Genomic DNA, 23,472 nt, shown 5'->3' on the forward strand with positions numbered 1-23,472 from the left:
CTCCTACTGAGCAGTTACGTTAGAGAGTTCAGCGCCTTGCTCAACAGCAACCACCGAGTCACCATCACGAACAAAACCTTGCCCCACCGTGATGATATCGACACGCTGACCTAACCCCGTGAGCCACACTCCATCTTGCTCAGCTTTCACCAGTTGAATGCCGACGAATTTCACGATTGGTGAATCATCAATTGAAACCAAAGTTTTGACCCCTAGATTACCGGCCTCATCCAGTGCCAACATGGCAGGTGTCACTTTGATAGCGTCTCTCGTTTCTAGATTGAGGGTTACTTCGGCACTGACACCAGCAGGTAACAGGCCATCTGAGTTGTCGATTTCAATCTCAATGGGGAAGGTATTGGTTGAGGCAGAAGAGATTCGAGAGACGTAACGCAGCCGACCTTCCGCTTCTTCTCTCCCTAATAGGCGAACCAAAGCTGATTGATTGACGAGCAAATGCTGAATATGGCGCTCACTGACATCGGCCTCAATAACCAAAGGATCGAGGTCAATCACACCAGCGACAGGGTCGCCAACGCCAACGAAATCGCCCAGTTCCACCATCAAGTCTTGAACCACACCAGAGAAAGGTGATGTGATTACTGTGTTCTTTAGAGCCAATTCCGCATTGCGCTTCATGGCCTTTGCTTCCGTTAGTGAAGCCTCTGCGGTGGTATAGGCTATCTCGCCTTGCAGCCCTCTTTTCTTCAAAGACTGCGCTGCTTTAAATTCCTTTTGCTTCAAACGATATAACGCAGATGCTCGCTCCAGCTGGATCTCTAAGTCGCCTTTATCAATCTGAGCAATGGCTTGTCCTGCTTTAACCGTATCGCCTTTAACAACATTCAGCCGGACGACCTTACCCGCGACTTCCGCTCCCAACCGGGCATGCCTGTCGGGCGCAGTTCGTCCATAGAGGTCAATTGTTTTGAAGGTGGGTGATGAGCTGAATGTTTGAAAGGAAACCTTAGCCAACGGAATTTCTGTCGCCTTTTTTTCAGGCGCTTCTTCAGCTTGTCCCACTCCTAAACCAAGCCAGACAGACAACAACACGACTAGAGTCAGAGAAACCAGCCACGGTTGCTTCAATTTCTGAAAAAGTGGTGAGTTAGCAAATAGAGTGGGCATAACAAATCCTTTTGTCCGATGTAATTAAGGCGCGCTAATTGGCTTAACACGGTTATGTGCAACTTCCATATGCACAGAGATAACCTTAACAGACCAAAACCAAACGAAGTTGGACGTTATCGACAGTTTAAAAAATATGCCGTGTACTAAAAATGAAGGGAATACTTTGAAAAATAACAGGTTAAATGCCGAGGTAAGTACTGATTTCGAAGAAAAAGCCAAGCGGTCGACCGTCAGGCTTAACTTACTGCGGCTTTTTGAGGAGTCTATAAACACAAAAACGCCGAACATAGGTTCGGCGTTTACAGTGTTTCTAATGTAACTTCAGCTTTTTCAGTTCAAGCTATACGCTGAATGAAGCACCACAGCCACATGTTGTTGTAGCGTTCGGGTTATTCACAAAGAAACGAGCACCTTCTAGGCCTTCAGTGTAATCAACCATGCCACCCATTAAGTACTGTAGGCTCATTGGGTCAACAACCAACGTTACACCGCTGTTTACAATGGTAGTGTCGCCATCATTTACTTTTTCATCAAATGTGAAGCCGTACTGGAAACCACTACAACCACCACCTGTAATGTATACACGTAGTTTTAGTTCTGGATTTTCTTCTTCAGCAATTAGCGTTTGTACGCGGGTAGCTGCTGCATCAGAAAAAGACAATGGGATATTTACTTCGCTCACGACAACCTCTCTTACCTGTGTCAAAAACAACATGATACAAATCTAATTCGAGACCATAGTTGTTGAGTATTTTCTTATATTCTGGTGATTATCTAATACCTGACTGAAACGTTCAAGTATTCACCACAGGATCGGTCCTTTTACTGTTGTAAACTCGCCAGAATCTGACAATTAAAACGTGTAACCACACAAAACAACCAGATTCGGGGGATTATATCGGCGAAAGCATTCCTAGTTGGATTCGGGATAGGTACAATGCGAGCCAATTGGTCCGACAGTCAAAAGAGGATATATCAATGACCAAATCAGCAGAACTGTATCAAAAGGCACAGCAAACTATTCCAGGTGGCGTTAACTCTCCAGTGCGCGCTTTTAACGGTGTAGGTGGTTCTCCAATCTTCGTTGAGCGAGCTGACGGCCCACTTCTTTTTGATGCTGATGGTAAAGCATATATCGATTACGTTGGCTCTTGGGGTCCAATGATCCTAGGTCACAACCACGCGGTTATCCGTGAAGCTGTTATTGATGCAGCGCAACGTGGTCTGAGTTTCGGTGCTCCAACTGAAACTGAAATCAAAATGGCTGAGCTAGTATCTGAAATGGTTCCATCAATGGAACAGCTGCGTATGGTTAGCTCAGGTACAGAAGCAACAATGAGTGCGATTCGTCTAGCTCGTGGCTTCACTGGTCGTGACAAGATCCTTAAGTTTGAAGGCTGTTACCACGGTCACGCAGACAGCCTACTTGTAAAAGCAGGCTCTGGCGCATTGACGTTAGGTCAACCAAGCTCTCCAGGTGTTCCTGCTGATTTTGCTAAGCTGACACTAACAGCAACGTTCAACAACCTAGATTCTGTACGTGAAATCTTCGCAGCAAACAAAGGCGAGATCGCTTGTATCATCGTAGAGCCTGTAGCGGGTAACATGAACTGCATCCCGCCAGTAGAGGGCTTCCACGAAGGTCTACGTGAAATCTGTGACCAAGAAGGCGCGTTGCTGATCTTTGATGAAGTGATGACAGGTTTCCGCGTTGCTGAAGGTTGTGCTCAAGCTTACTACAACATCAAGCCAGACCTAACATGTCTTGGAAAAGTGATCGGTGGCGGTATGCCAGTGGGTGCTTTTGGTGGTCGTAGAGATGTGATGCAGTACATCGCACCAACCGGTCCGGTTTACCAAGCAGGTACGCTTTCTGGTAACCCTGTTGCAATGGCAGCTGGCTACGCATGTCTGAAGCTATTAAGAGAAGAAGGCAACGAGAAGCGTCTTGCTGCGAAAACTAAGCAGCTAGCAAGCGGGTTCAAACACCTAGCAGATAAACACGGCATCCCAATGCTCGTGCACCAAGTTGGTGGTATGTTCGGTTTCTTCTTTACGGATCAAGAAACAGTAACGTGCTACGAAGATGTAACCAAGTGTGATGTAGAACGCTTCAAGCGCTTCTTCCACCTAATGCTAAAACACGGTGTTTACCTTGCACCATCAGCATTCGAAGCAAGCTTTACGTCTCTTGCTCACGGTTCAAAAGAGATTGATGCAACATTAGAAGCAGCCGATCGCTGTTTCGCTATTATTGCTGCAGAAAGCAACGAATCAAACAGCTAACGATTTAGCTAAGCGTTTGAATTTAGGGCTGCATTACTGCAGCCCTTTTTAGTATTTGGTTCAGTGCATCTAAGGTAAATACCTCAACGACACAGGTTAGCCCTGTACTAAAAAGTCGTTAACGTTCCCAAAAAAGAAAAACCAGCAACATAATGGTGCCTAGAAACATTCGAAACCAAGGGATCTCTTTTTTTGTTTGCTGTTCTTCATCTTGGCATTTCTTATCTTTACCACAACATCCCATAATGCAAACTCCTCATTGCTAACTCTCTGTTTTGCAGCCATTATAAACTCAGAACGCCAATATAGAGACCATTACTGTGTCAGAAAAACTCAAAATCAATACAAGCCACTGGGTAATTATCATTGCCCTACTCGCGGCGGCTTATGCTTGTTTCTTACTTATCGAGCCTTATGTAAATTCCATAGTAATGGCATTCATCATCTCGTTACTGATGTTTCCAATTCACGAATGGCTTGAAAAGAAGATACCGAATAAAGAGAACGTAGTCTCTCTACTTTCTTGTGTCATCCTCACTTTCATTATCGTCATCCCTTTATTGGCGGTATTTGCAGCCATCGTGCAGCAAGGCTCGTTATTCTCGCAAAATACATATCAATGGGTAACACACGGCGGCATTCAAACCTTGTTTGAGCATCCTTTAGTCGTGAAAGCTTTATCGTTCGTGAACAATTATCTACCTTTTGACAACATCGAACCGAAAGCAATAGCCCAAAAAGTCGCAGAATTTGCCACCAGCTTTGGTTCAAAACTTGTGGGTATTAGTGCGAAGATCCTTGGTGATGCGACCAACTTCTTAATGGACTTTTTCTTAATGCTGTTTGTCTTGTTCTTCTTATTAAGAGATCACGACAAAATCATCAGTGTGGTTCGTCATATTTTGCCTTTATCTCGCAGCCAAGAAGACAAACTGCTAACCGAGATTGAGCAGGTTTCTAAATCAGCCGTGATGGGCTCATTTTTAACCGCAATAGCGCAAGGTTTTGCGGGTGGCTTAGGTATGTGGATTGCGGGCTTCCCTGGCCTATTCTGGGGCACGATGATGGGCTTCGCATCCTTTATTCCCGTGGTTGGTACTGCGCTTATCTGGATTCCAGCAGCCACGTACTTATTCCTAACAGGCGATACCACTTGGGCTATTTTCCTAACGGTATACTGCATTGCGATTGTGGGCTCGATTGATAACCTACTGCGCCCGCTATTAATGCAGGGCAGCGCTGGCATGAACACCCTTATGATCTTCTTCTCATTATTGGGTGGTATTCAATTGTTTGGCTTAATCGGCCTGATCTACGGCCCACTAATCTTTGCTATTACGATCGTCCTTTTCAATATTTACGATGAAGAGTTTAAAGACTTTTTGAACCAGCAAGACAAGAGTTAACCTAGTCAACGTCAACTTGGTTGGCGAACGAGTATTAAACACTTCAAGCTTTGGGCGGATTATGCGAAAATCCGCCCTCATTTTTTGCTAACGATTCAATAGAGTGTCCTATGTCCGCCTACATTGCCCCAAGCCAGATTGCTCAGCGTCAACTCGCCTACTTTGAAGGCAAACATGTTTTAGTTGCTGGTGAGGCAGAAGACTTATTCCCTGTTGAGTTAGCCAAACATTGTGAATCTGTCACCGTGTATACGTCTAATTACAGCTATTACCGCCAATTGGATAACTGCAGCTCTATTCAACGTTTTTACGGTGCTGAGTTCACCGAAGAAACCAAAGCTGACTTGGTGATGCTGTATTGGCCAAAAGCAAAAGCGGAAGCTGAGTTCTTACTCGCGATGCTGTTTGCGAAATTAGGTAAAGATACTGAAATCGTTGTCGTTGGTGAAAATCGCTCAGGCGTGAAAAGCATTGAGAAAATGTTTGCCCCTTATGGCAAGGTCGTAAAATACGATTCAGCGCGCCGTTGTTCTTTCTACTGGGGTCAGTGCTTCGAGCAACCGCAAGCGTTCAACCTACAAGATTGGTTTAAAACCTACACAGTTAGTATTGACGAGCAATCACTTACCGTTAAAAGCCTTCCTGGCGTATTTAGCCACGGTGCATTCGATGTCGGTAGTCAACTTCTGCTGGATACTCTGCCAAAACTAAAAGGCAAAGTACTGGATTTTGGTTGTGGTGCAGGCGTGTTAGGTGCGGTTATGGCATCTCGTAACCCTGATATCGAGCTAGAAATGTGTGATATCAGCGCGTTCGCAGTCGCATCAAGCCAAGCAACCCTCGAAGCCAATGGTCTAACGGGCAAAGTTTTCGCTTCTGATGTTTATTCTGATACGTCTAAAGACTATCAGTTCATCATCAGTAATCCGCCTTTCCACTCAGGATTAGACACAAGCTACAGCGCAACGGAAACTCTGCTAGCGCAGGCACCAAAGCACCTGAAGCGCTCTGGTGAGATGATTATTGTTGCAAACAGCTTCTTAAAATACATACCTATTATTGAACAAGCGTTTGGAAAATGCGCGACTCTAAATAAGACCACTAAATTCGCGATATACCACGCAAACAAGTAGCCCATCTAACACAGCGCAGGGTCATATTCTGCGCTGTCTGTTCATATTTCTATCAAAACTCTATAAAAATGAGCTTTTGCACACGCTTTAAATACCACTTACTTGTCAAAGTAAAAAAACTCGTTAATTTCGTTAAATTGGAACCCATTAATTCTATTCTCTGTACTTGTTTTCGCCCCTTTTAGCAGTACATCAAAGGAAAGTAGTACCCAATTTATGTTTAGATTCTATCGAAAGCAGAAGTTTAAGCGCCTTCAAAATACCTTAATGTTGGCGTTTCTCGTCCTCAGTATTACCCCAGTGACACTTATCGCGATCTTTTTCCTCCAATCGCACAGTCAGGATCTTCAGGAACAAAGTACTTCACACCTTGTTTCAGTCCGTGATACTAAGCAGCAGCAAATCGTCGATTACCTACAGGCGCAAGAGTCGCAAGTGATGGGCTTCGTTCGCTCTGAGCTAGCCAATGCCAGTGGTGGACGTTTCTACGGTTTAATCAATGCCTTTCAACGACTCGGCTTAGATATTGATGAAGCGCGCAGCAATGCTCAACAGCGCTACATTCAAGGCTCAGGCGATCAAATCAAAACATCTATCCTACCTGAATCGAGCAGTTTCATTGGAAGTGAACGCTATCGCTTGCTACATAAGCGCTACCATAACTCATACCAAGAACTGCTTAAGCGTTCAGATTTCGATGACATTTTACTGGTCGATATTAATGGTAACGTCGCTTATTCCGTATTCAAACGTGATGATTACGGTACCAACTTAGTAACAGGTAAATATAAAGATTCAAATCTAGGCCTTACCTTTCAACGACTAGCAAAAGACGTAAGAGAAAAACGTAAATCTAATGAAGACTATACGCCAGTTATCGTTTCAGACTTTAAAGACGAGAACGGTAAACAGACTGCATGGTTAGGTGCGCCAATTGTTCAACAAGGCTATCTGCACAGCTATGCGATGTTTAGACTGCCAATTAACGGCATTACCAAGCTTATTGCGGATCTAAACAAAAGCTCAAACATTCAAACACTTCTTGTTGGTAGTGACCACTTACCTCGTAGCCTCGCTCACTCTCAAGAATCGATTAACCTGAGCTTAGATGTTGTCGACAAAGCTCTGGCAGGTGAAACAGCAGTAGGCACGTTTGACAACACTCTCGATCAGGCGATCATCGCCGCTTACACCCCTATTGAATTGAAGTACGCAACTTGGGCTCTCGTCGTTGAGCTTCCAGAAAAAGAGGCGTTTGCTCGCATTCATCAATTAGAAAAGATCTTCGTGATTGTGATGCTGACGGCGATCATTCTTGTGGTCGTTGCATCGCACTACTTATCGAACTTCATCACCTCGCCATTGTTAAAGCTCACTTGGGCCGCCGAGAAGGTCTCCGCGGGCGATCTTGACGAAACGATGATCAATACCGAGCGTAAAGATGAAATAGGTCGCCTAGCGGTCAGCTTTGAAAGGATGCAGCGTTCGATTCGTGAAAAAATGCTGCTGATTAAAAGTCAAAATGATGAGTTAGAGGACAACCTCAAAACGATTCAAAAACAAAATGAAGAGTTACAGCTTGCCAATAAACTGAAAGATGAATTCTTGGCGACGACTTCGCATGAACTCAGAACCCCACTGCATGGCATGGTTGGTATTGCTGAGGCGCTGATATCTGGAGCAAACGGCCCTATTCCTGCCAACCAGAAGTACCAGTTGGATATCATCATCAATAGTGGTCAGAGATTGGCAACCTTGGTTGATGATCTGCTCGATTACCACAAGATGCGCTACGGCAGCTTAGATATTAAGAAATCAGCCGTGGATTTGTCTGCGGCCACCAGCTTAGTGCTTGAGTTATCTCATCACCTGCTAGGCAACAAACCGATCCGTATTATCAACCAAGTGCCAAGTGACTTAGGGTTAGTCTCGTCTGATCCTCAACGACTGGAACAAGTGATGTATAACTTGGTCGGCAATGCTATTAAGTACACATCCGAAGGTAAAATTGTTATCTCTGCGAGCGTTATCGACGACAACATTCGAGTACAAGTTGTCGATACAGGACAAGGTATCCCGGCAGAATACCTAGAACATATCTTTGAACCACTGATTCAAGCAGGACAAGATTCAAGTAACTATCGCCAAGGTGCAGGTCTTGGGTTGTCCATTAGTCGTCAGCTGATCGAGCTAATGGGTGGCTCACTGTACGTAAGTAGCCAACCTATGCTTGGAACAACCTTCAGCTTTACATTACCTTTAGCTACTCAAGAAGAATTGGATAGTTACAATGAATCAGGGAGCTACTCACACTTCCAAGCGCCTGATTTGATTGATAACACTCAGCAAGAAAATAGCGCTATCAGTGAAGACCCGAATGGCCCGCTGTTAGTAATTGCTGATGATGAGCCGGTGAACTTACGAGTGCTAGACAGCTTCTTGAAATTGGAAGGTTATCGAGTGCGCACCGCATGTGACGGCCCAGAAACCATCGAGTTGATTGAGAAAGAGAAACCCGAATTACTTCTACTCGACATCATGATGCCGGGCATGAGCGGCTATCAGGTTTGTGAAGCACTGCGTAAGCAATATGACCACGCACAATTGCCAATCATCATGCTCACAGCTCTTAATCAAGCAGAAGACCGTGTTCGTGGCTTTGAAGCAGGTGCCAATGATTACTTGTCCAAGCCGTTTAACAAACAGGAACTGGCAGCTCGAATCACAGCGCACTTATCCGCAAGTAAAGCTGAGCAGAGACGCCTTGAGAATGACCAACTGCAACTGGAGCTCAAACACCGAGCTATGGTTGAAGCGAACTTACTAGAAACTCAAGGACGCTTGCTAGAACAATTAGAGTCAGCACCAGAAGCCATCATCTGTATTCGAGAAGACCAACGTATTCGCTTTGCTAACGAAGCTGCTGCCAAGCTGTTTAGGCGCGGGCAAGAGCAACTTAAGCGATCAATGGCCGATGAGATCATTGCACCTAAATACCTTAAGGTGGAGCAAGCACACTACTGTGGTGACATCGATATCTATATTGATGATACGCGTCAGCGCATACCAAGTGACATTCTTAAACTACCTGAAGGTTCAGGGCTCGATACCATGTATATCTTCAATGTCGGTGGTGGCGTTAACTCAAACCGTATCAATAACCTTGAAACGGCGGTTGAGGCGCTTTCAAGCTACGCCTTTGAAGGTGATAAAGATAAACTGCAACAACTGAAAGAACTCGGTGGAGAATTTACTCGCCTTGCTGATAAGGCAACAGGTGAAGGTAAAAACAAACAAGAGCTAATGCGTGAAGTGTTAGTTGAGGCGATGACCAATGCGATCATTTATTGGGAGTCAGTCACTGGTGAAACAAAGTTTGCTTTCGCAGAGAAGAGTGGCTTGTGGCGTGTTTATTTAGACCGAAGTACGCTGCAAACTCGCACCTTAGATAAATACCTACGCTTTGAAACCTTACCTAAAACGCCTCGCTGGCGAACGGTATTGAGCTCTATCGAATTCATACTTGAGCACTGTAAAGAACAAACACCAGAAAGAACTCATATTGAGATGCTAAGGGATAAACTACAGAAACTACTGACCAGCTAACCCTGAAGTAAGATCACGATACTGTAAATAATGGAGCCCACCTAGCGTGGGCTTTTTTGTGAATATCATTCACGAACAAAGCACAATAATGTCTATTCAAACACACTTATTTCACTGTGTTAAACAAGCGAAATGACACGTTACTCAAGCTTAAACAATCATCAGTTCAATCGCTATTTGAAAGCTTATTCTTGGCTGAATTTCACATTCCTCTGACTCTTTGTTGCAGTTTGAGAAGCGAGTCACAACAGAACGGCAGATTTAATTTTCTAGGGAAATTTAACGTAAAACTGGCAAGTGACCGAGATCTACAATTACACCAACACACGTTAAGGCCTTATAATAAAAAGCCCAAAATGTAAGTAACCACTAACCATAAAGCATCCTTGCAAAATCAAATGCGAGTCACATCACCTTAACAATTGCGCGTAAAAAACCACCAAACTGGCCATTTTTGACGTTAATGACGTGTGGTTATGTGTTTTTAACGTTTTTGACGGGAAACGAGTTTGATTAATTCATCGATAAGGTGTTTTCTTACTCCTGCCAAAGGCCTACAGGCCACTCTTACCACTTCTCAGAAGAAGCAACAAATCTGGAGCAACGAAGAAGAGGTAGGCCTTTAACTAGAGTGTGTATCTACTAACCAATTAGCGACAGATAACATTCAATCCATTAGTGAAATGAAAGCAAATAGTAAGGAACAGCTATGCTTGCCAATATAAAAAAAACAGCAATAGCAACAGCAATTATTGCAACTGCTACAACAGGTTTTGCATCAGTAGCAACAGCTGCAGAACGCAGTGAGTTGACTATTCACCCGAAAGAGTACACTACCTTCGTACGTAACTTTAACCCGTACCTTGGTGCTACTAACCTACATACTACAACCGACTTCCTTTATGAGCCGCTAGTAGTATTTAACGAAATGCACGGTAACACTCCAGTGTTCCGTCTAGCTGAAAACTTCACAATGTCAGATGACCTGATGAGCGTAGTTTTCGACATTCGTAAGGGTGTTAAATGGTCTGACGGAGAAGCTTTCTCTGCTGATGATGTTGTTTTTTCTTTCAACCTTGTAAAAGAGAAGCCAGAGCTTGACCAATCTGGTATCAACTCTTGGGTAACTTCTGTAGAAAAACTGAACGACTACCAAGTTAAGTTCAGCCTAACAGAAGCTAACTCGAACGTACCTTACGAGATTGCTAAAGTACCAGTAGTACCTAAGCACATCTGGAAAGACGTTAAAGATCCATCAACGTTTACCAATGAGAACCCAGTAGGTTCTGGTCCGTTTACAGAAATCGATACGTTTACAGCTCAGCTATACATCCAGTGTGCTAACCCGAACTACTGGGATGCAGACAACCTAGATGTTGACTGTCTACGTGTTCCACAAATTGCGAACAACGACCAGTTCCTAGGTAAAGTTGTAAACAGTGAAATGGACTGGACGTCTTCTTTCGTTCCAGATATCGATCGTACATACGCTGCAGCTAGCCCTAAACACCACTACTGGTACCCGCCAGCAGGTACACAAGCATTCATAGTTAACTTCAAGCACCCTGATGCTGCGAAGCATGAAGCATTGAGCAACGTTGAATTCCGTCGTGCTTTCTCTATGGCTCTTGACCGTCAAACTATCATCGACATCGCATTCTACGGTGGCGGTACTGTGAACGATTTCGCATCAGGTCTTGGCTACGCATTTGAAGCTTGGTCTGATGAAAAAACTCACGACAAGTACAAAGGCTTCAACACTTACAATGCTGAAGGTGCGAAGAAGCTTCTTGCTGACGCTGGCTTCAAAGATGTAAACAAAGATGGTTTTGTTGATACTCCATCTGGTAAGTCTTTCGAACTAATGATCCAATCGCCAAATGGCTGGACTGACTTCAACAACACAGTTCAACTAGCGGTAGAACAGCTAAACGAAATCGGCATTAAAGCGAAAGCTCGTACGCCTGACTTCTCTGTGTACAACCAAGCAATGCTTGAAGGTACATACGACGTAGCTTACACAAACTACTTCCACGGTGCGGATCCATACACGTACTGGAACAGTGCTTACAACTCATCACTTCAATCTGGTGATGGTATGCCTCGTTTCGCGATGCACTTCTACCAAAACGACAAGCTAGATGGTCTTCTAAACAGCTTCTACAAAACAGCTGACAAGAACGAACAGCTAGATATCGCACACGGTATTCAGCAAATCATCGCTGCAGACCAAGTGACGATCCCTGTGATGTCTGGTGCTTACATGTACCAATACAACACAACTCGCTTCACTGGTTGGTGGAACGAAGAAAATCCAAAAGGCCGTCCAAACATTTGGGCTGGTATTCCAGAGCGTCTACTTCATGTACTGGACCTAAAACCAGTTAAATAAGTAATCGTTCAATCTTTGCGGCGTAACTTCTTACGCCGCTTATAAAAATCCCCACACTATCTATTGAAAGTATGGCGCTAGTCGTCAGGGGATTTTTCGTTCCAAATTTCGCTAGGAGCGACCTGAATCCAGAAACAGGGAAACAATCTGGGTGAGTAAGGTGTGAGTTATGGGTTATTTTTTAAGACGTTTGTCATTTTATTTTGTCGCGCTATTAGTTGCAGCGACGTTAAACTTTATTATTCCAAGAGCAATGCCTGGTGACCCGGTTACCATGATGTTTGCGAACGCTTCTGTACAAGTTACTCCTGAGCGTATTGCTGCAATGAAAGAACTATTAGGCTTCGTTGATGGCGGCTTACTGGTTCAATACGGCGCATACATGAAGAACATTCTAAGCTGGGAGCTTGGTACATCAATCCAGTTCTACCCACTTTCAGTAAACACACTGTTAGGTGGCGCATTCGGTTGGTCGCTTTTCTTAGCTGGCACCGCAGTTATTCTTTCTTTCTCTATTGGTTCAATCCTAGGTATTTTTGCAGCGTGGAAACGTGGCAGCAAATACGATGCCTTTGTGACTCCAGGAATGCTTATTCTACAAGCCGTTCCTCAAGTTGTTATTGCCATGCTTGCACTATTTACCTTCGCAATTGGTTTGAAGTGGTTCCCAACCGGCTACGCCTATACCGCAGGTACGATACCTGACTGGACAAGCTGGGCATTCATCAAAGACGTTGCTTACCACGCTTTCTTACCTCTGGTATGTGCTTCGGTTGTTCAAATTGGTGGCTTCCTAGTCAACATGCGTAACAACATGATCAACCTACTCGCAGAAGACTACATCACAATGGCGAAAGGCAAAGGCCTTAGCGAAAACCGAGTGGTATTCAATTACGCAGCTCGTAACGCGATGCTACCAAGTGTGACGGCCCTTTCAATGTCTTTAGGTATGGCAATCGGTGGTCAGTTAATTATCGAAATCATCTTTAACTACCCAGGTCTTGGTAGCGTACTTTTCAACGCAATTAACGCTCGTGACTACCAAGTATTACAAGGCCAACTGCTTATCATGACGCTATTCATGCTGTTCTTTAACCTAGTTGCAGACATGCTTTACGTTGTTCTTGACCCTCGTCTTCGTAAGGGTGGTAAATAATCATGAAAGATATTCTAAAACTCATTTGGCGTAACCCGATGGCCCTGACCGGTGTCATCATCCTAAGTATTTTTATTCTTGGTGCTATTGCAGCTCCATTGATCACCAAACATGTACCAGACAAGCGTACTGGTAATCCACACGAATACCCTGGCTTTGTCGTTAAATCTGCACAAACGAACCCGGATAGCTGGGTTGCTCAAAACCTAGCAGACGACCGCCGTACACTTATCATGTCTAAGAAGGCAGACCACGTACTAGGGACAACTCGTATGGGTCGTGACGTTTGGTCACAAGTGGTATACGGCGCACGTGTGTCTCTGGCTGTAGGTTTTGGTGCGGGCCTTACCGTATGTTTATTAGCAACTGTCATTGGTGTTTCTGCGGGTTACTTCGGTGGCCGTGTCGATGACGTTCTAACAGCCGCAATGAACATCATGCTGGTAATCCCTCAATACCCATTGCTGTTCGTAGTAGCAGCCTTTATCGGTGAGGCAGGGCCACTCACCATAACCTTGGTTATCGGCTTTATGTCCTGGGCGTGGGGCGCGCGTGTTGTTCGTTCCCAAACCTTGGCACTGCGTGAAAAAGAATTTGTAAAAGCCGCTGAAGTTTTGGGTGAATCTTCATTCCGCATCATCTTCGTTGAGATTCTGCCAAACCTTATCTCTATCGTTGGCGCAAGCTTCATCGGTTCGGTGATGTACGCAATCATGATGGAAGCTACGATTTCGTTCCTAGGTCTTGGTGACCCGAACACAATCAGCTGGGGCATCATGCTGTACAACGTTCAAACCTCTTCATCAATGCTGATTGGCGCTTGGTGGGAACTGTTGGCTCCTTGTATCGCACTGACACTACTTGTAACTGGTCTTGCTCTACTTAACTTCGCTGTCGATGAAATTGCTAACCCGCAACTGCGTTCTCACAAAGGCATGAAGCGCTGGAAGAAACTAGCAGCTCAAGACAAAGAAGAACGTGAACCAGAACTACCACCACAAAATGCACTTTGGAGCGGAGATAAATAATCATGTCTGAACCACTAATTTCTATCCGCAACTTATGCGTGGATTACATAACAGAGTCTGGCGATGTGCGCGCGTGTAATAACGTAAGTTTCGACATCGCTCCAGGTGAAGTATTTGGCCTAGCTGGTGAATCTGGTTGTGGTAAATCAACAGTCGCTTTCTCTCTTATGCGTCTGCATAAGCCGCCCGCTTACATCAGTGGTGGTGAAGTCATCTTCAATGGTGAGAACATCCTTGAATACAGTGACGAACGTATGCAGTCGTTCCGCTGGAGCGAGATGTCGATGGTATTCCAGAGTGCGATGAACGCACTCAACCCTGTACTTCCAATGGAAGAGCAGTTCTGTGACGTAATCATGCGTCACACCAACATGACTCGTGAGCAAGCTAAGCAACGCGCTGAAGGTCTACTTGAAATCGTAGATATTCACCCAAGCCGATTGAGTGACTACCCTCACCAATTCTCTGGCGGCATGCGCCAACGCTTGGTTATTGCTATCGCTTTAGCATTGAACCCAAAGTTGATCATTATGGATGAGCCAACGACCGCGCTTGATGTGGTTGTTCAACGTGAAATCCTACAAAAGATCTATGCACTGAAAGAAGAGTTTGGTTTCTCAATCCTGTTCATCACCCATGACTTGTCATTGATGGTCGAGTTCTCTGACCGTATCGGCATCATGTATTCAGGTGAGCTTATCGAGGTCGCAAACTCTCAAGATATTCTAGAAAACCCTTACCACCCTTACACCAAAGGGCTGGGTAGTTCTTTCCCACCACTGACAGGGCCAAAGACAAAACTAACGGGTATTCCGGGCAACCCTTTGAACCTGTTAGAGATACCTGAAGGGTGTCGTTTCCAAGCTCGTTGTGACCGTGTGCATGAAACATGTACCAAGGTGCCAACCAAGCTGCGTTCAATCGAACCGGGACATTTGTCTAACTGCCACCTGTACGGTGACCCAATAGTACAAAGGAAGCTATAGCTTGCACGCTGATTCAGCGTGAATAACGAATAAGGCGGCTCGACCGCCAAAATGCAAGCAAAGCGAATAAGGATTCTGGAGACAATTATGAGCAAAGATTTCGGTCAATTATTGGTAGAAGGCAAGAATGTCGTAAAAGACTTCCCAATAAGCAGTACCACAATTCAAACCCCAATGATGCGTGCGATTAACGACGTGTCATTCAAGATGTACAAAAGCCGTGGTCTAGCTGTGGTTGGTGAGTCTGGTTCAGGCAAATCAACAACAGCAAAAATGATCGCAAAAATGTACGCGCCTTCGGGCGGCACGATCGAATACAAAGGTCGTGATATCCAAGAGATCTCAAGCAGAAAAGATCTTATGCATTACCGTGAAGGCGTGCAGATGGTATGGCAAGACCCGTTTGGTTCCCTGAACCCGACACATAACATCTTCCACCACATTGCTCGCCCATTGTTGATCCACAAAAAAGTATCTCCAGGCAACAAGAAAGAGTTACAGGAACGTGTGTACGATCTTCTAGAGCAAGTGGGCTTAGTACCGCCGCAAGCAACAGCAGAAAAATACCCTCACCAACTTTCAGGTGGTCAACGTCAACGTGTCAACCTAGCCCGTAACATCGCGGTAGGTGCAGAGGTTGTACTAGCCGATGAACCAACATCGATGCTTGATGTATCGATTCGTGCTGGTGTTTTGAACCTGATGGAAGAGATGAAGTTTGAGAAGCAAATGTCTCTGCTTTACATCACTCACGATATCGCAACGGCTCGCTACATCGCTGAAGATATTTCCGTAATGTACGTTGGACACATGGTGGAATGGGGCGATACCGATGACGTGATTGCGAACCCTCAACACCCTTACACCCAACTGCTTGTTTCTGCGGTTCCAGACCCTAAGAAATCTATCCACGACCAACTAGCAGGTAACAAAGGCGAGATACCTCTTTGGACACCAGTATCAGCAGGTTGCCCATTTGCAGGCCGCTGTACTCACGCAATGGACAAGTGTAAAGAGCAATTACCGGGTGTCACTCAACTCGCAGATAACCACTTTGTGCGTTGTTACCTACACGAAAGCTAAGCAATAAATGCCCGTTAGGGTCTGCGGACCCTAACTATTTATCCTAAAAAATTTCAGGTACCTAGCCATAAGAAACTAGGACTTTTGGAGAACATTGATGCTGTTATTGACCAACCATATTGGCTACGAATCCACGGCTCCAAAGCAGGCTATCCTGCAAACGAAGAAAGCTCGCTTATCAAGTACGACTGCACTTTTGGTATGTGCCGACAACCATATTACCGTGGGTAACTTCGATGTTGTAAAGCAAGGCCGCGTAGCAAATTGGCATCAAGGGCAATTCTTCACAATTGATTTCAGTTCATTCACAGAAGCTGGTCGCTACTATCTACGTTTTGACAACCTACGCTCTGAAGTCTTTGAGATTGGTAGCAACCTATTAATGAACCACACGTTTTCTGACGTGCTTCATTACTTTAAGTCACAACGTTGTGGCGGCACTTTCGACAAAAAAGATCAACAAGCACAGATTCTAGGTACCGACAGATACGTCGATGTTCATGGCGGTTGGTACGACGCATCGGGCGATGTAAGCAAGTATTTTAGCCACCTATCTTATGGTAACTACCTCAATCCTCAACAGATTCCGATGGTTGTTTGGAACATGCTCAAAAGCGTGCGCTTAACCTGCAATAATCCAGACTTCCCGAAATTCTCCATGACCCGTTTGACGGAAGAAGCCCTATTCGGTGCGGACTTCTTAGTGCGCATGCAAGACGCCGCGGGATACTTCTATATGACGGTATTCGATAAGTGGAGCAAAGATATCAATCAGCGCGACATCTGCGCTTATGCCACTCAAGAAGGCCATAAATCAACCGACTTACAGGCGGGCTATCGACAAGGTGCCGGTGTTGCTATTGCTGCATTGGCCTCAGCTTCTGAGCTTGACACCTCTGGCAGTTACTCTAGCCAAACCTATCTTGATACAGCCGCGAAAGGTTACTGGCACCTAAAAGAGTACAACCTGCAATACCTAAATGATGGTGAAGAGAACATCATCGATGAGTATTGCGCCCTACTCGCAGCCAATGAGCTTTACCGAGTAACACAAGACGAACAATACCTTTCAGAAGCAAGAACTTGGGCGAGCCGCTTGATCGCACGTCAGCAATCTGATGATTCATTTGAGCACTTTTGGTCAGCTAATGCTGATGGCTCTCGCCCATACTTCCACGCTGCTGAAGCTGGATTACCAGTGATAGCCCTGTGCGAATACATCGACAATGAAACCGATACAGAGCTGAAAGAACGAGCTCGCACCGTTGTTGAACAAGCATGTCACTTCGAAATCAATATTACCGACAAAGTTATCAATCCATTTGGTTACCCAAGACAGTACGTTAAGTCTGTCGATAGTGATAAGCGCGATGCCTTCTTTGTCGCTCAACAAAACGAAACTGGCTACTGGTGGCAAGGTGAAAACGCACGTCTTGGCTCAATTGCGACCATGGCGTACTTAGTTCAACCACATATTAAAGATGCCGATCTTAAAAAGCGCTTAATCCAGCTGTCACAAAACAGCCTTGATTGGATTTTAGGATTGAATCCTTACCACATGTGCATGCTCGATGGTCACGGTCATAACAACCCAGACTACCTACCACAGCTTGGTTTCTTCAATGCCAAAGGCGGGATCTGCAATGGCATCACAGCGGGCTTTGACGATGAACAAGACATCGCATTCAATCCACCAGCGCAAAAAGATGACATGCTCCAAAACTGGCGTTGGGGCGAACAATGGATTCCTCATGGCGCGTGGTACCTACTGGCGACCGCAGCCCAATTCAATCATTTAGCACAGTGTAAGGAGCAATAATCATGACTCTTTACTACGTAGGTATTGATGGTGGAGGCACTTCTTGCCGAGCTCGAATTAGAGATGACCAAGGTAAACTGATTGGTGAAGCTAAGAGCGGCAGTGCCAACATCCTATTGGGCGTTGATGTTGCGATGAACTCTATTATTGATGCCATTGCCAAAGCAGCACAACAAGGTCAACTCGACTCAAACCATTTCTCAAACATGCATGTAGGGTTAGCACTGGCTGGCGCAGAGCAAAAATCAGCATGGCTCGACTTCATGGCACAGGCACACCCTTTCGCAAGTATGACACTAAACACCGACGCTTACGGCGCTTGCATTGGTGCTCACAATGGCCAAAACGGCGCGATCATGATAGGTGGCACAGGTTCGTGCGGCATCTACTTAAACAATGGCGAGCAACATGTTGTTGGCGGTCGTGAATTCCCAATTTCAGACCAAGGCGGCGGCGCAGTCATGGGCCTTCGTTTAATTCAGCAAGTTCTACTCGCTGAAGATGGCATTCGTAGTAAAACCCCACTAACTCAACATGTTATGAATCACTTTAATAATGATGTGGATGCGATTGTGGCGTGGTCGAAAGGGGCAATACCAAAAGATTACGGTCAATTTTCTCCAGTCATTTTTCAATTGGCGAATGAAGGAGATGAACTGGCTATCGAGATGCTTAAGCAGACTGCAGCCGATATCGAAATGTTTGTATTAGCACTTCATCAAAAAGGCGCTGACAAGGTGTGCTTAATGGGAAGTATCGCTGAGCGTATTCTCAACTGGCTATCGCCACCAGTACAACAATGGATCGTTGAACCTCAATTTGACGCTATTGAAGGCGCATTGATGTTTGCCGGAAAACCACAACACAACTTGTATCAACAGGCTTAGCAGGGAAGTTATATGAATTATCGCATCGACTTAGCTGTTCTTTCTGAACAAAAAAATAACTGCCGATTTGGCCTTACGGTACATAACTTAAGTGACCTCGACGTAAAAGATTGGTCACTGCACTTTGCCTTTGACCGATTCATCCTTCCTGAGAGTCTATCGCAAGGTGAACTGACTCAAGTTGGAAGCTACTGCTCGTTCAAGCCAAGTTCGCCAGCGTTAAAGGCCAATAACCATTACTACCTTGAATTCAGTATTCAAAGCGCCCCATTCCGCTTCTATTCGGATGGCTTGAATGATGCCTTTATCCAATCACATCACCAAGAAGAAACGTCAGTACTGCCTGTCGCAATATCACCGATTGTTCTGGCTTCACCATATCGTGAACGCAATCAAATTCCTGAAGTGAGCGCAGCTGAAGTGGCATTGATTCCTCAGCCGAATCAGATCGAACTCAAGCAAGGTAGCTTCGCACTAAGCTGTGAATCCAAGATTGTGATTCAATCCCACCTTGCTGATAAAGCAGCGTCTTGGCTGCAACAAGAATGGCTTTCTACCTTCGAAATATCTCTTTCGAATGAGCCTTCAACTGAACTTTCAAAAGACGAAAGCGGCGACATTCTATTTCGCAGCAATCCGACTTTAGACGAAGCCGAGTACAAGCTCACCGTCACAGCACAACAGATAATGGTTGAATCAGGCAGCCTGTCTGGCTTCACACACGCCGTGGCAAGCTTGATTCAATTGGTACAACAACTGGATGCCGAGAGCTTCTCTGTACCATGTTGCAAAATCGCCGATCAACCTCGTTTCAAGTACCGCGGTATGATGTTGGACTGCGCTCGTCACTTCCACTCGGTAGAGCAAGTGAAGCGTTTAATCAATCAACTGGCGCACTACAAGTTCAACGTATTTCATTGGCACCTAACTGACGATGAAGGTTGGAGAATTGAGATTAAGAGCCTACCTCAGCTGACTGAAATCGGCGCTTGGCGCGGGCCTGATCATGCATTAGAGCCACAATACACGCACCTTGCTGAAAACTATGGCGGCTTCTACACACAGCAACAGATTCGCGAAGTCATTGAATACGCAGAGCAACGCAGCATCACGGTGATCCCAGAGATCGATATCCCGGGACACTGTCGTGCTGCGATTAAGTCACTGCCAGAGATGCTGGTAGAGCAAGCCGACACCACTCAATACAAAAGTATTCAGCACTACAACGACAACGTGCTAAATCCAGGCTTACCCGGTACTTACCAATTCTTAGATGCTGTGATTGAAGAAGTAGCTGAACTTTTCCCTAGCGAATTGATTCACATGGGCGCAGATGAAGTACCACCGGGCGTGTGGACTAACAGCCCTGCCGCTCAAGCACTGATGAAAGAACACCAGTACCAAGACAGTAAAGACTTGCAAGGTCATCTATTCCGCTATGCCGAGAACAAACTTAAGCAACTCGGCAAGCGCATGGTGGGCTGGGAAGAAGCACAGCACGGTGACAAGGTGAGCAAAGAGACCATCATCTACTCGTGGCTCAGTGAAGAAGCTGCAGTGAATTGCGCTCGCCAAGGCTTTGATGTGGTGCTGCAACCGGCACAGTTTACCTATCTCGACATGACCCAAGATTATGCACCGGAAGAACCGGGCGTCGATTGGGCTGCCGTTATCCCATTAGAACAAGCTTATACCTACGAAGCGCTTGCTGAAATATCCGACACCGACCCAATTCGTAAGCGGATCCGCGGCATTCAGTGCGCTCTATGGTGTGAGATCGTCACCAATCAAAAGCGTATGGATTATATGGTATTCCCAAGAATTAGCGCTTTAGCTGAAGGATGTTGGACACATAAAAACAACCGAAACTGGCTAGATTACTTGTCTCGCCTAAAGGGTCACCTGCCATTACTCGACAGACTCAATGTTGACTATCGCAATCCTTGGAAATCTCAATAAAACAAAACCAAAGCGACACTCACATCGAGCGGTTGCTGACTCAAATTAAGGTGCTCAGTCAGATAAGGCTCAGCATCACTATTTAAAAATTAGCTGCATAGATGCAGTTTGTTAAAAAGGAAATGACAATGAAATACGGCTATTTCGATAACGACAATCGCGAATACGTCATCACTCGCCCTGATGTACCAGCACCTTGGACCAACTACCTAGGTACTGAAAAGTTTTGTACCGTGATTTCGCACAATGCGGGCGGTTACTCGTTCTACAATTCTCCGGAATACAACCGTGTTACTAAATTCCGTCCAAACGGCACCTTCGACCGTCCAGGACACTATGTTTACCTACGTGATGATGAGACGGGTGATTACTGGTCTATCTCTTGGCAGCCAGTGGCAAAAAGCCTAGATGAAGCGAACTACGAAGTTCGTCATGGTCTGTCATACTCAAAGTTCAAATGTGAATACAGCGGTATTACGGCAACTAAAACGCTATTCGTTCCTAAGGGTGAAGATGCGGAAGTTTGGGACGTCGTGCTGAAGAACAGCACTGACAAGCCAAGAACCATCAGCACTTTCTCATTTGTTGAGTTCTCTTTCAGTCATATTCAATCAGATAACCAGAACCATCAGATGTCTCTGTACTCTGCGGGGACGTCTTACCAAGAAGGTGTTCTGGAATACGACTTGTACTACAACACCAACGACTTTGAAGGTTTCTACTACCTAGCTTCAACTTTCTCACCAGACAGCTACGATGGTCAGCGTGACAACTTCCTTGGCATGTACCGTGACGAAGCAAACCCAATCGCGGTTGAAAATGGCAAGTGTTCTAACAGCGCTCAAACCTGTTACAACCACTGTGGTTCTCTGCATAAACAATTTACAATTCAACCGGGTGAAGAGGTTCGCTTTGCGTACGTACTAGGTATCGGCAAAGGCAACGGTGAGCGCCTACGTGAGAAATACCAAGACACAGCCAACGTAGATGCGGCTTTCCAAGGCATCAAAGATCACTGGGATGAGCGCTGCAACAAGTTCCAAGTTAAGTCTCCAAACGAAGGCTTAGACACAATGATCAACACGTGGACGCTATACCAAGCCGAAACCTGTGTGGTTTGGTCTCGCTTTGCTTCATTCATCGAAGTTGGTGGTCGTACTGGTCTGGGTTACCGTGATACTGCGCAAGATGCTATTTCAGTACCTCATGCCAACCCACAAATGACCAAGAAGCGTATTATTGACCTGCTTCGCGGCCAAGTGAAAGCGGGCTACGGTCTACACTTGTTCGATCCTGACTGGTTCGATCCAGAGAAAGCCGACGTTGAGCCATCAAAATCACCAACGGTTGTTCCAACGCCTTCAGACGACGACAAGATCCACGGCATTGACGATACCTGTTCTGATGATCACTTGTGGATCGTACCAACCATCATCAAGTACGTGATGGAAACCGGTGAACACGATTTCTTTGACGAAGTAATTCCATACGCAGACGGCGGCGAAGCAACGGTTTACGAACACATGAAAGCTGCACTGAACTTCTCTGCAGAATACGTAGGTCAAACAGGTATCTGTAAAGGTCTACGTGCTGACTGGAATGACTGTTTGAACCTAGGTGGCGGTGAATCTTCAATGGTTTCATTCCTGCATTTCTGGGCGCTACAAGAATTCTTAGATCTGGCCAAGTTCCGTAATAACAATACTGATGTCGCTAAATACACAGAAATGGCAGCTAACGTTCGCGAAGCGTGTGAAACGCACCTTTGGGATGACGAGGGTGGCTGGTACATCCGTGGTCTGACTAAAAATGGTGACAAGATCGGTACCGCGCAACAAACTGAAGGTCGTGTACACCTTGAGTCAAACACGCTAGCGGTTCTATCTGGCGCGGTATCTCAAGAGCGTGGCGAGAAAGCGATGGACGCTGTTGATGAAAACCTTTTCTCTGAATACGGCCTACACCTAAACTCTCCATCATTTGCTACACCAAATGACGATATTGGCTTTGTGACTCGCGTTTACCAAGGCGTAAAAGAGAACGGCGCTATCTTCTCTCACCCTAACCCATGGGCTTGGGTAGCCGAAGCGAAGCTAGGCCGTGGTGACCGCGCGATGAAATTCTACGACGCACTAAACCCATACAACCAAAACGACATGATTGAAACGCGCTACGCAGAACCATACTCGTACGTGCAGTTCATCATGGGTAAAGACCACCAAGACCACGGCCGTGCAAATCACCCTTGGTTAACAGGTACGTCGGGTTGGGCTTACTTTGCGGTAACCAACTTCATTCTTGGTGTTCGCACAGGCTTTGAAGGTTTAACCGTAGATCCTTGTATCCCAACTGATTGGCCAGAATTCGAGGTAACTCGTCAATGGCGCGGTGCGACTTACAACATCACAGTTCAAAACCCGAATTCAGTAAGTAAGGGCGTTGCCTCTATCACGATTAACGGTGAGCAGATTGAAGGCGCAATCCCAGTACAAGCAGAAGGCAGCGTGAACGAAGTTATCGTTGTACTCGGCTAATCACTTAATTTGATGAACAGCTCCTATCTCAAGTCTTTACTGGCTTGAAATAGTGAGACTAAAAGG

Annotated in this window: 15 protein-coding genes; 13 read left to right on the forward strand and 2 right to left on the reverse strand. The window is 45.5% G+C overall.

Features of this window, described 5'->3' with window-relative positions; genetic code table 11:
• Positions 1 to 3 precede the first annotated feature (3 nt).
• Together AC3CKG_RS13395 and erpA are read right to left on the reverse strand one after the other, a co-directional pair.
• On the reverse strand, positions 4 to 1,128 hold the full coding sequence (locus AC3CKG_RS13395) for an efflux RND transporter periplasmic adaptor subunit (protein ID WP_488528469.1): 1,125 nt from the start codon (positions 1,126 to 1,128) through the stop codon (positions 4 to 6).
• 343 nt (positions 1,129 to 1,471) lie between these two features.
• On the reverse strand, positions 1,472 to 1,813 hold the full coding sequence (gene erpA / locus AC3CKG_RS13400; protein WP_004734539.1) for an iron-sulfur cluster insertion protein ErpA: 342 nt from the start codon (positions 1,811 to 1,813) through the stop codon (positions 1,472 to 1,474).
• A 296-nt stretch (positions 1,814 to 2,109) separates the two neighbouring features.
• On the opposite strand from erpA, the gene hemL reads away from it, so the two are divergent.
• The 13 genes from hemL (at position 2,110) to AC3CKG_RS13465 (ending at position 23,406) form a co-directional block, all read left to right on the forward strand.
• Positions 2,110 to 3,417 (forward strand): glutamate-1-semialdehyde 2,1-aminomutase, encoded by a 1,308-nt coding sequence (gene hemL / locus AC3CKG_RS13405; RefSeq protein WP_017106926.1) that lies wholly within the window; start codon positions 2,110 to 2,112, stop codon positions 3,415 to 3,417.
• A gap of 320 nt (positions 3,418 to 3,737) precedes the next feature.
• The gene (locus tag AC3CKG_RS13410) at positions 3,738 to 4,823 is read left to right on the forward strand and encodes an AI-2E family transporter (protein ID WP_017106924.1); all 1,086 of its coding nucleotides are present in this window, start codon (positions 3,738 to 3,740) and stop codon (positions 4,821 to 4,823) included.
• 110 nt (positions 4,824 to 4,933) lie between these two features.
• On the forward strand, positions 4,934 to 5,956 hold the full coding sequence (gene rsmC / locus AC3CKG_RS13415) for a 16S rRNA (guanine(1207)-N(2))-methyltransferase RsmC (RefSeq protein ID WP_017108745.1): 1,023 nt from the start codon (positions 4,934 to 4,936) through the stop codon (positions 5,954 to 5,956).
• Positions 5,957 to 6,172: 216 nt separating this feature from the next.
• A complete protein-coding gene (locus tag AC3CKG_RS13420; RefSeq protein ID WP_076672229.1) occupies positions 6,173 to 9,562 on the forward strand; it encodes a response regulator in 3,390 nt (1,129 codons plus the stop codon).
• A gap of 709 nt (positions 9,563 to 10,271) precedes the next feature.
• The gene (locus AC3CKG_RS13425; protein ID WP_017106921.1) at positions 10,272 to 11,954 is read left to right on the forward strand and encodes an ABC transporter substrate-binding protein; all 1,683 of its coding nucleotides are present in this window, start codon (positions 10,272 to 10,274) and stop codon (positions 11,952 to 11,954) included.
• Between the two features lie 169 nt (positions 11,955 to 12,123).
• On the forward strand, positions 12,124 to 13,110 hold the full coding sequence (locus AC3CKG_RS13430) for an ABC transporter permease (protein ID WP_004734532.1): 987 nt from the start codon (positions 12,124 to 12,126) through the stop codon (positions 13,108 to 13,110).
• A 2-nt stretch (positions 13,111 to 13,112) separates the two neighbouring features.
• Positions 13,113 to 14,138, forward strand: coding sequence for an ABC transporter permease (locus tag AC3CKG_RS13435; RefSeq protein WP_065110823.1), 1,026 nt, complete (start codon positions 13,113 to 13,115; stop codon positions 14,136 to 14,138).
• A 2-nt stretch (positions 14,139 to 14,140) separates the two neighbouring features.
• Positions 14,141 to 15,124 (forward strand): ABC transporter ATP-binding protein, encoded by a 984-nt coding sequence (locus tag AC3CKG_RS13440; RefSeq protein WP_017106919.1) that lies wholly within the window; start codon positions 14,141 to 14,143, stop codon positions 15,122 to 15,124.
• Positions 15,125 to 15,211: 87 nt separating this feature from the next.
• The gene (locus tag AC3CKG_RS13445) at positions 15,212 to 16,207 is read left to right on the forward strand and encodes an ABC transporter ATP-binding protein (RefSeq protein ID WP_017108741.1); all 996 of its coding nucleotides are present in this window, start codon (positions 15,212 to 15,214) and stop codon (positions 16,205 to 16,207) included.
• 97 nt (positions 16,208 to 16,304) lie between these two features.
• Positions 16,305 to 18,026 (forward strand): glycoside hydrolase family 9 protein, encoded by a 1,722-nt coding sequence (locus tag AC3CKG_RS13450; protein WP_488528470.1) that lies wholly within the window; start codon positions 16,305 to 16,307, stop codon positions 18,024 to 18,026.
• A 2-nt stretch (positions 18,027 to 18,028) separates the two neighbouring features.
• Complete coding sequence (locus AC3CKG_RS13455) at positions 18,029 to 18,913, forward strand: glucosamine kinase nucleotide-binding domain-containing protein (protein ID WP_488528471.1); 885 nt, start codon at positions 18,029 to 18,031, stop codon at positions 18,911 to 18,913.
• A 12-nt stretch (positions 18,914 to 18,925) separates the two neighbouring features.
• Complete coding sequence (locus AC3CKG_RS13460) at positions 18,926 to 20,872, forward strand: beta-N-acetylhexosaminidase (protein ID WP_488528472.1); 1,947 nt, start codon at positions 18,926 to 18,928, stop codon at positions 20,870 to 20,872.
• A 128-nt stretch (positions 20,873 to 21,000) separates the two neighbouring features.
• The gene (locus tag AC3CKG_RS13465; protein ID WP_488528473.1) at positions 21,001 to 23,406 is read left to right on the forward strand and encodes a glycoside hydrolase family 94 protein; all 2,406 of its coding nucleotides are present in this window, start codon (positions 21,001 to 21,003) and stop codon (positions 23,404 to 23,406) included.
• The last annotated feature ends 66 nt before the right edge of the window (positions 23,407 to 23,472 follow it).

It is taken from the genome of Vibrio sp. QJM3NY_15 (assembly GCF_057785995.1).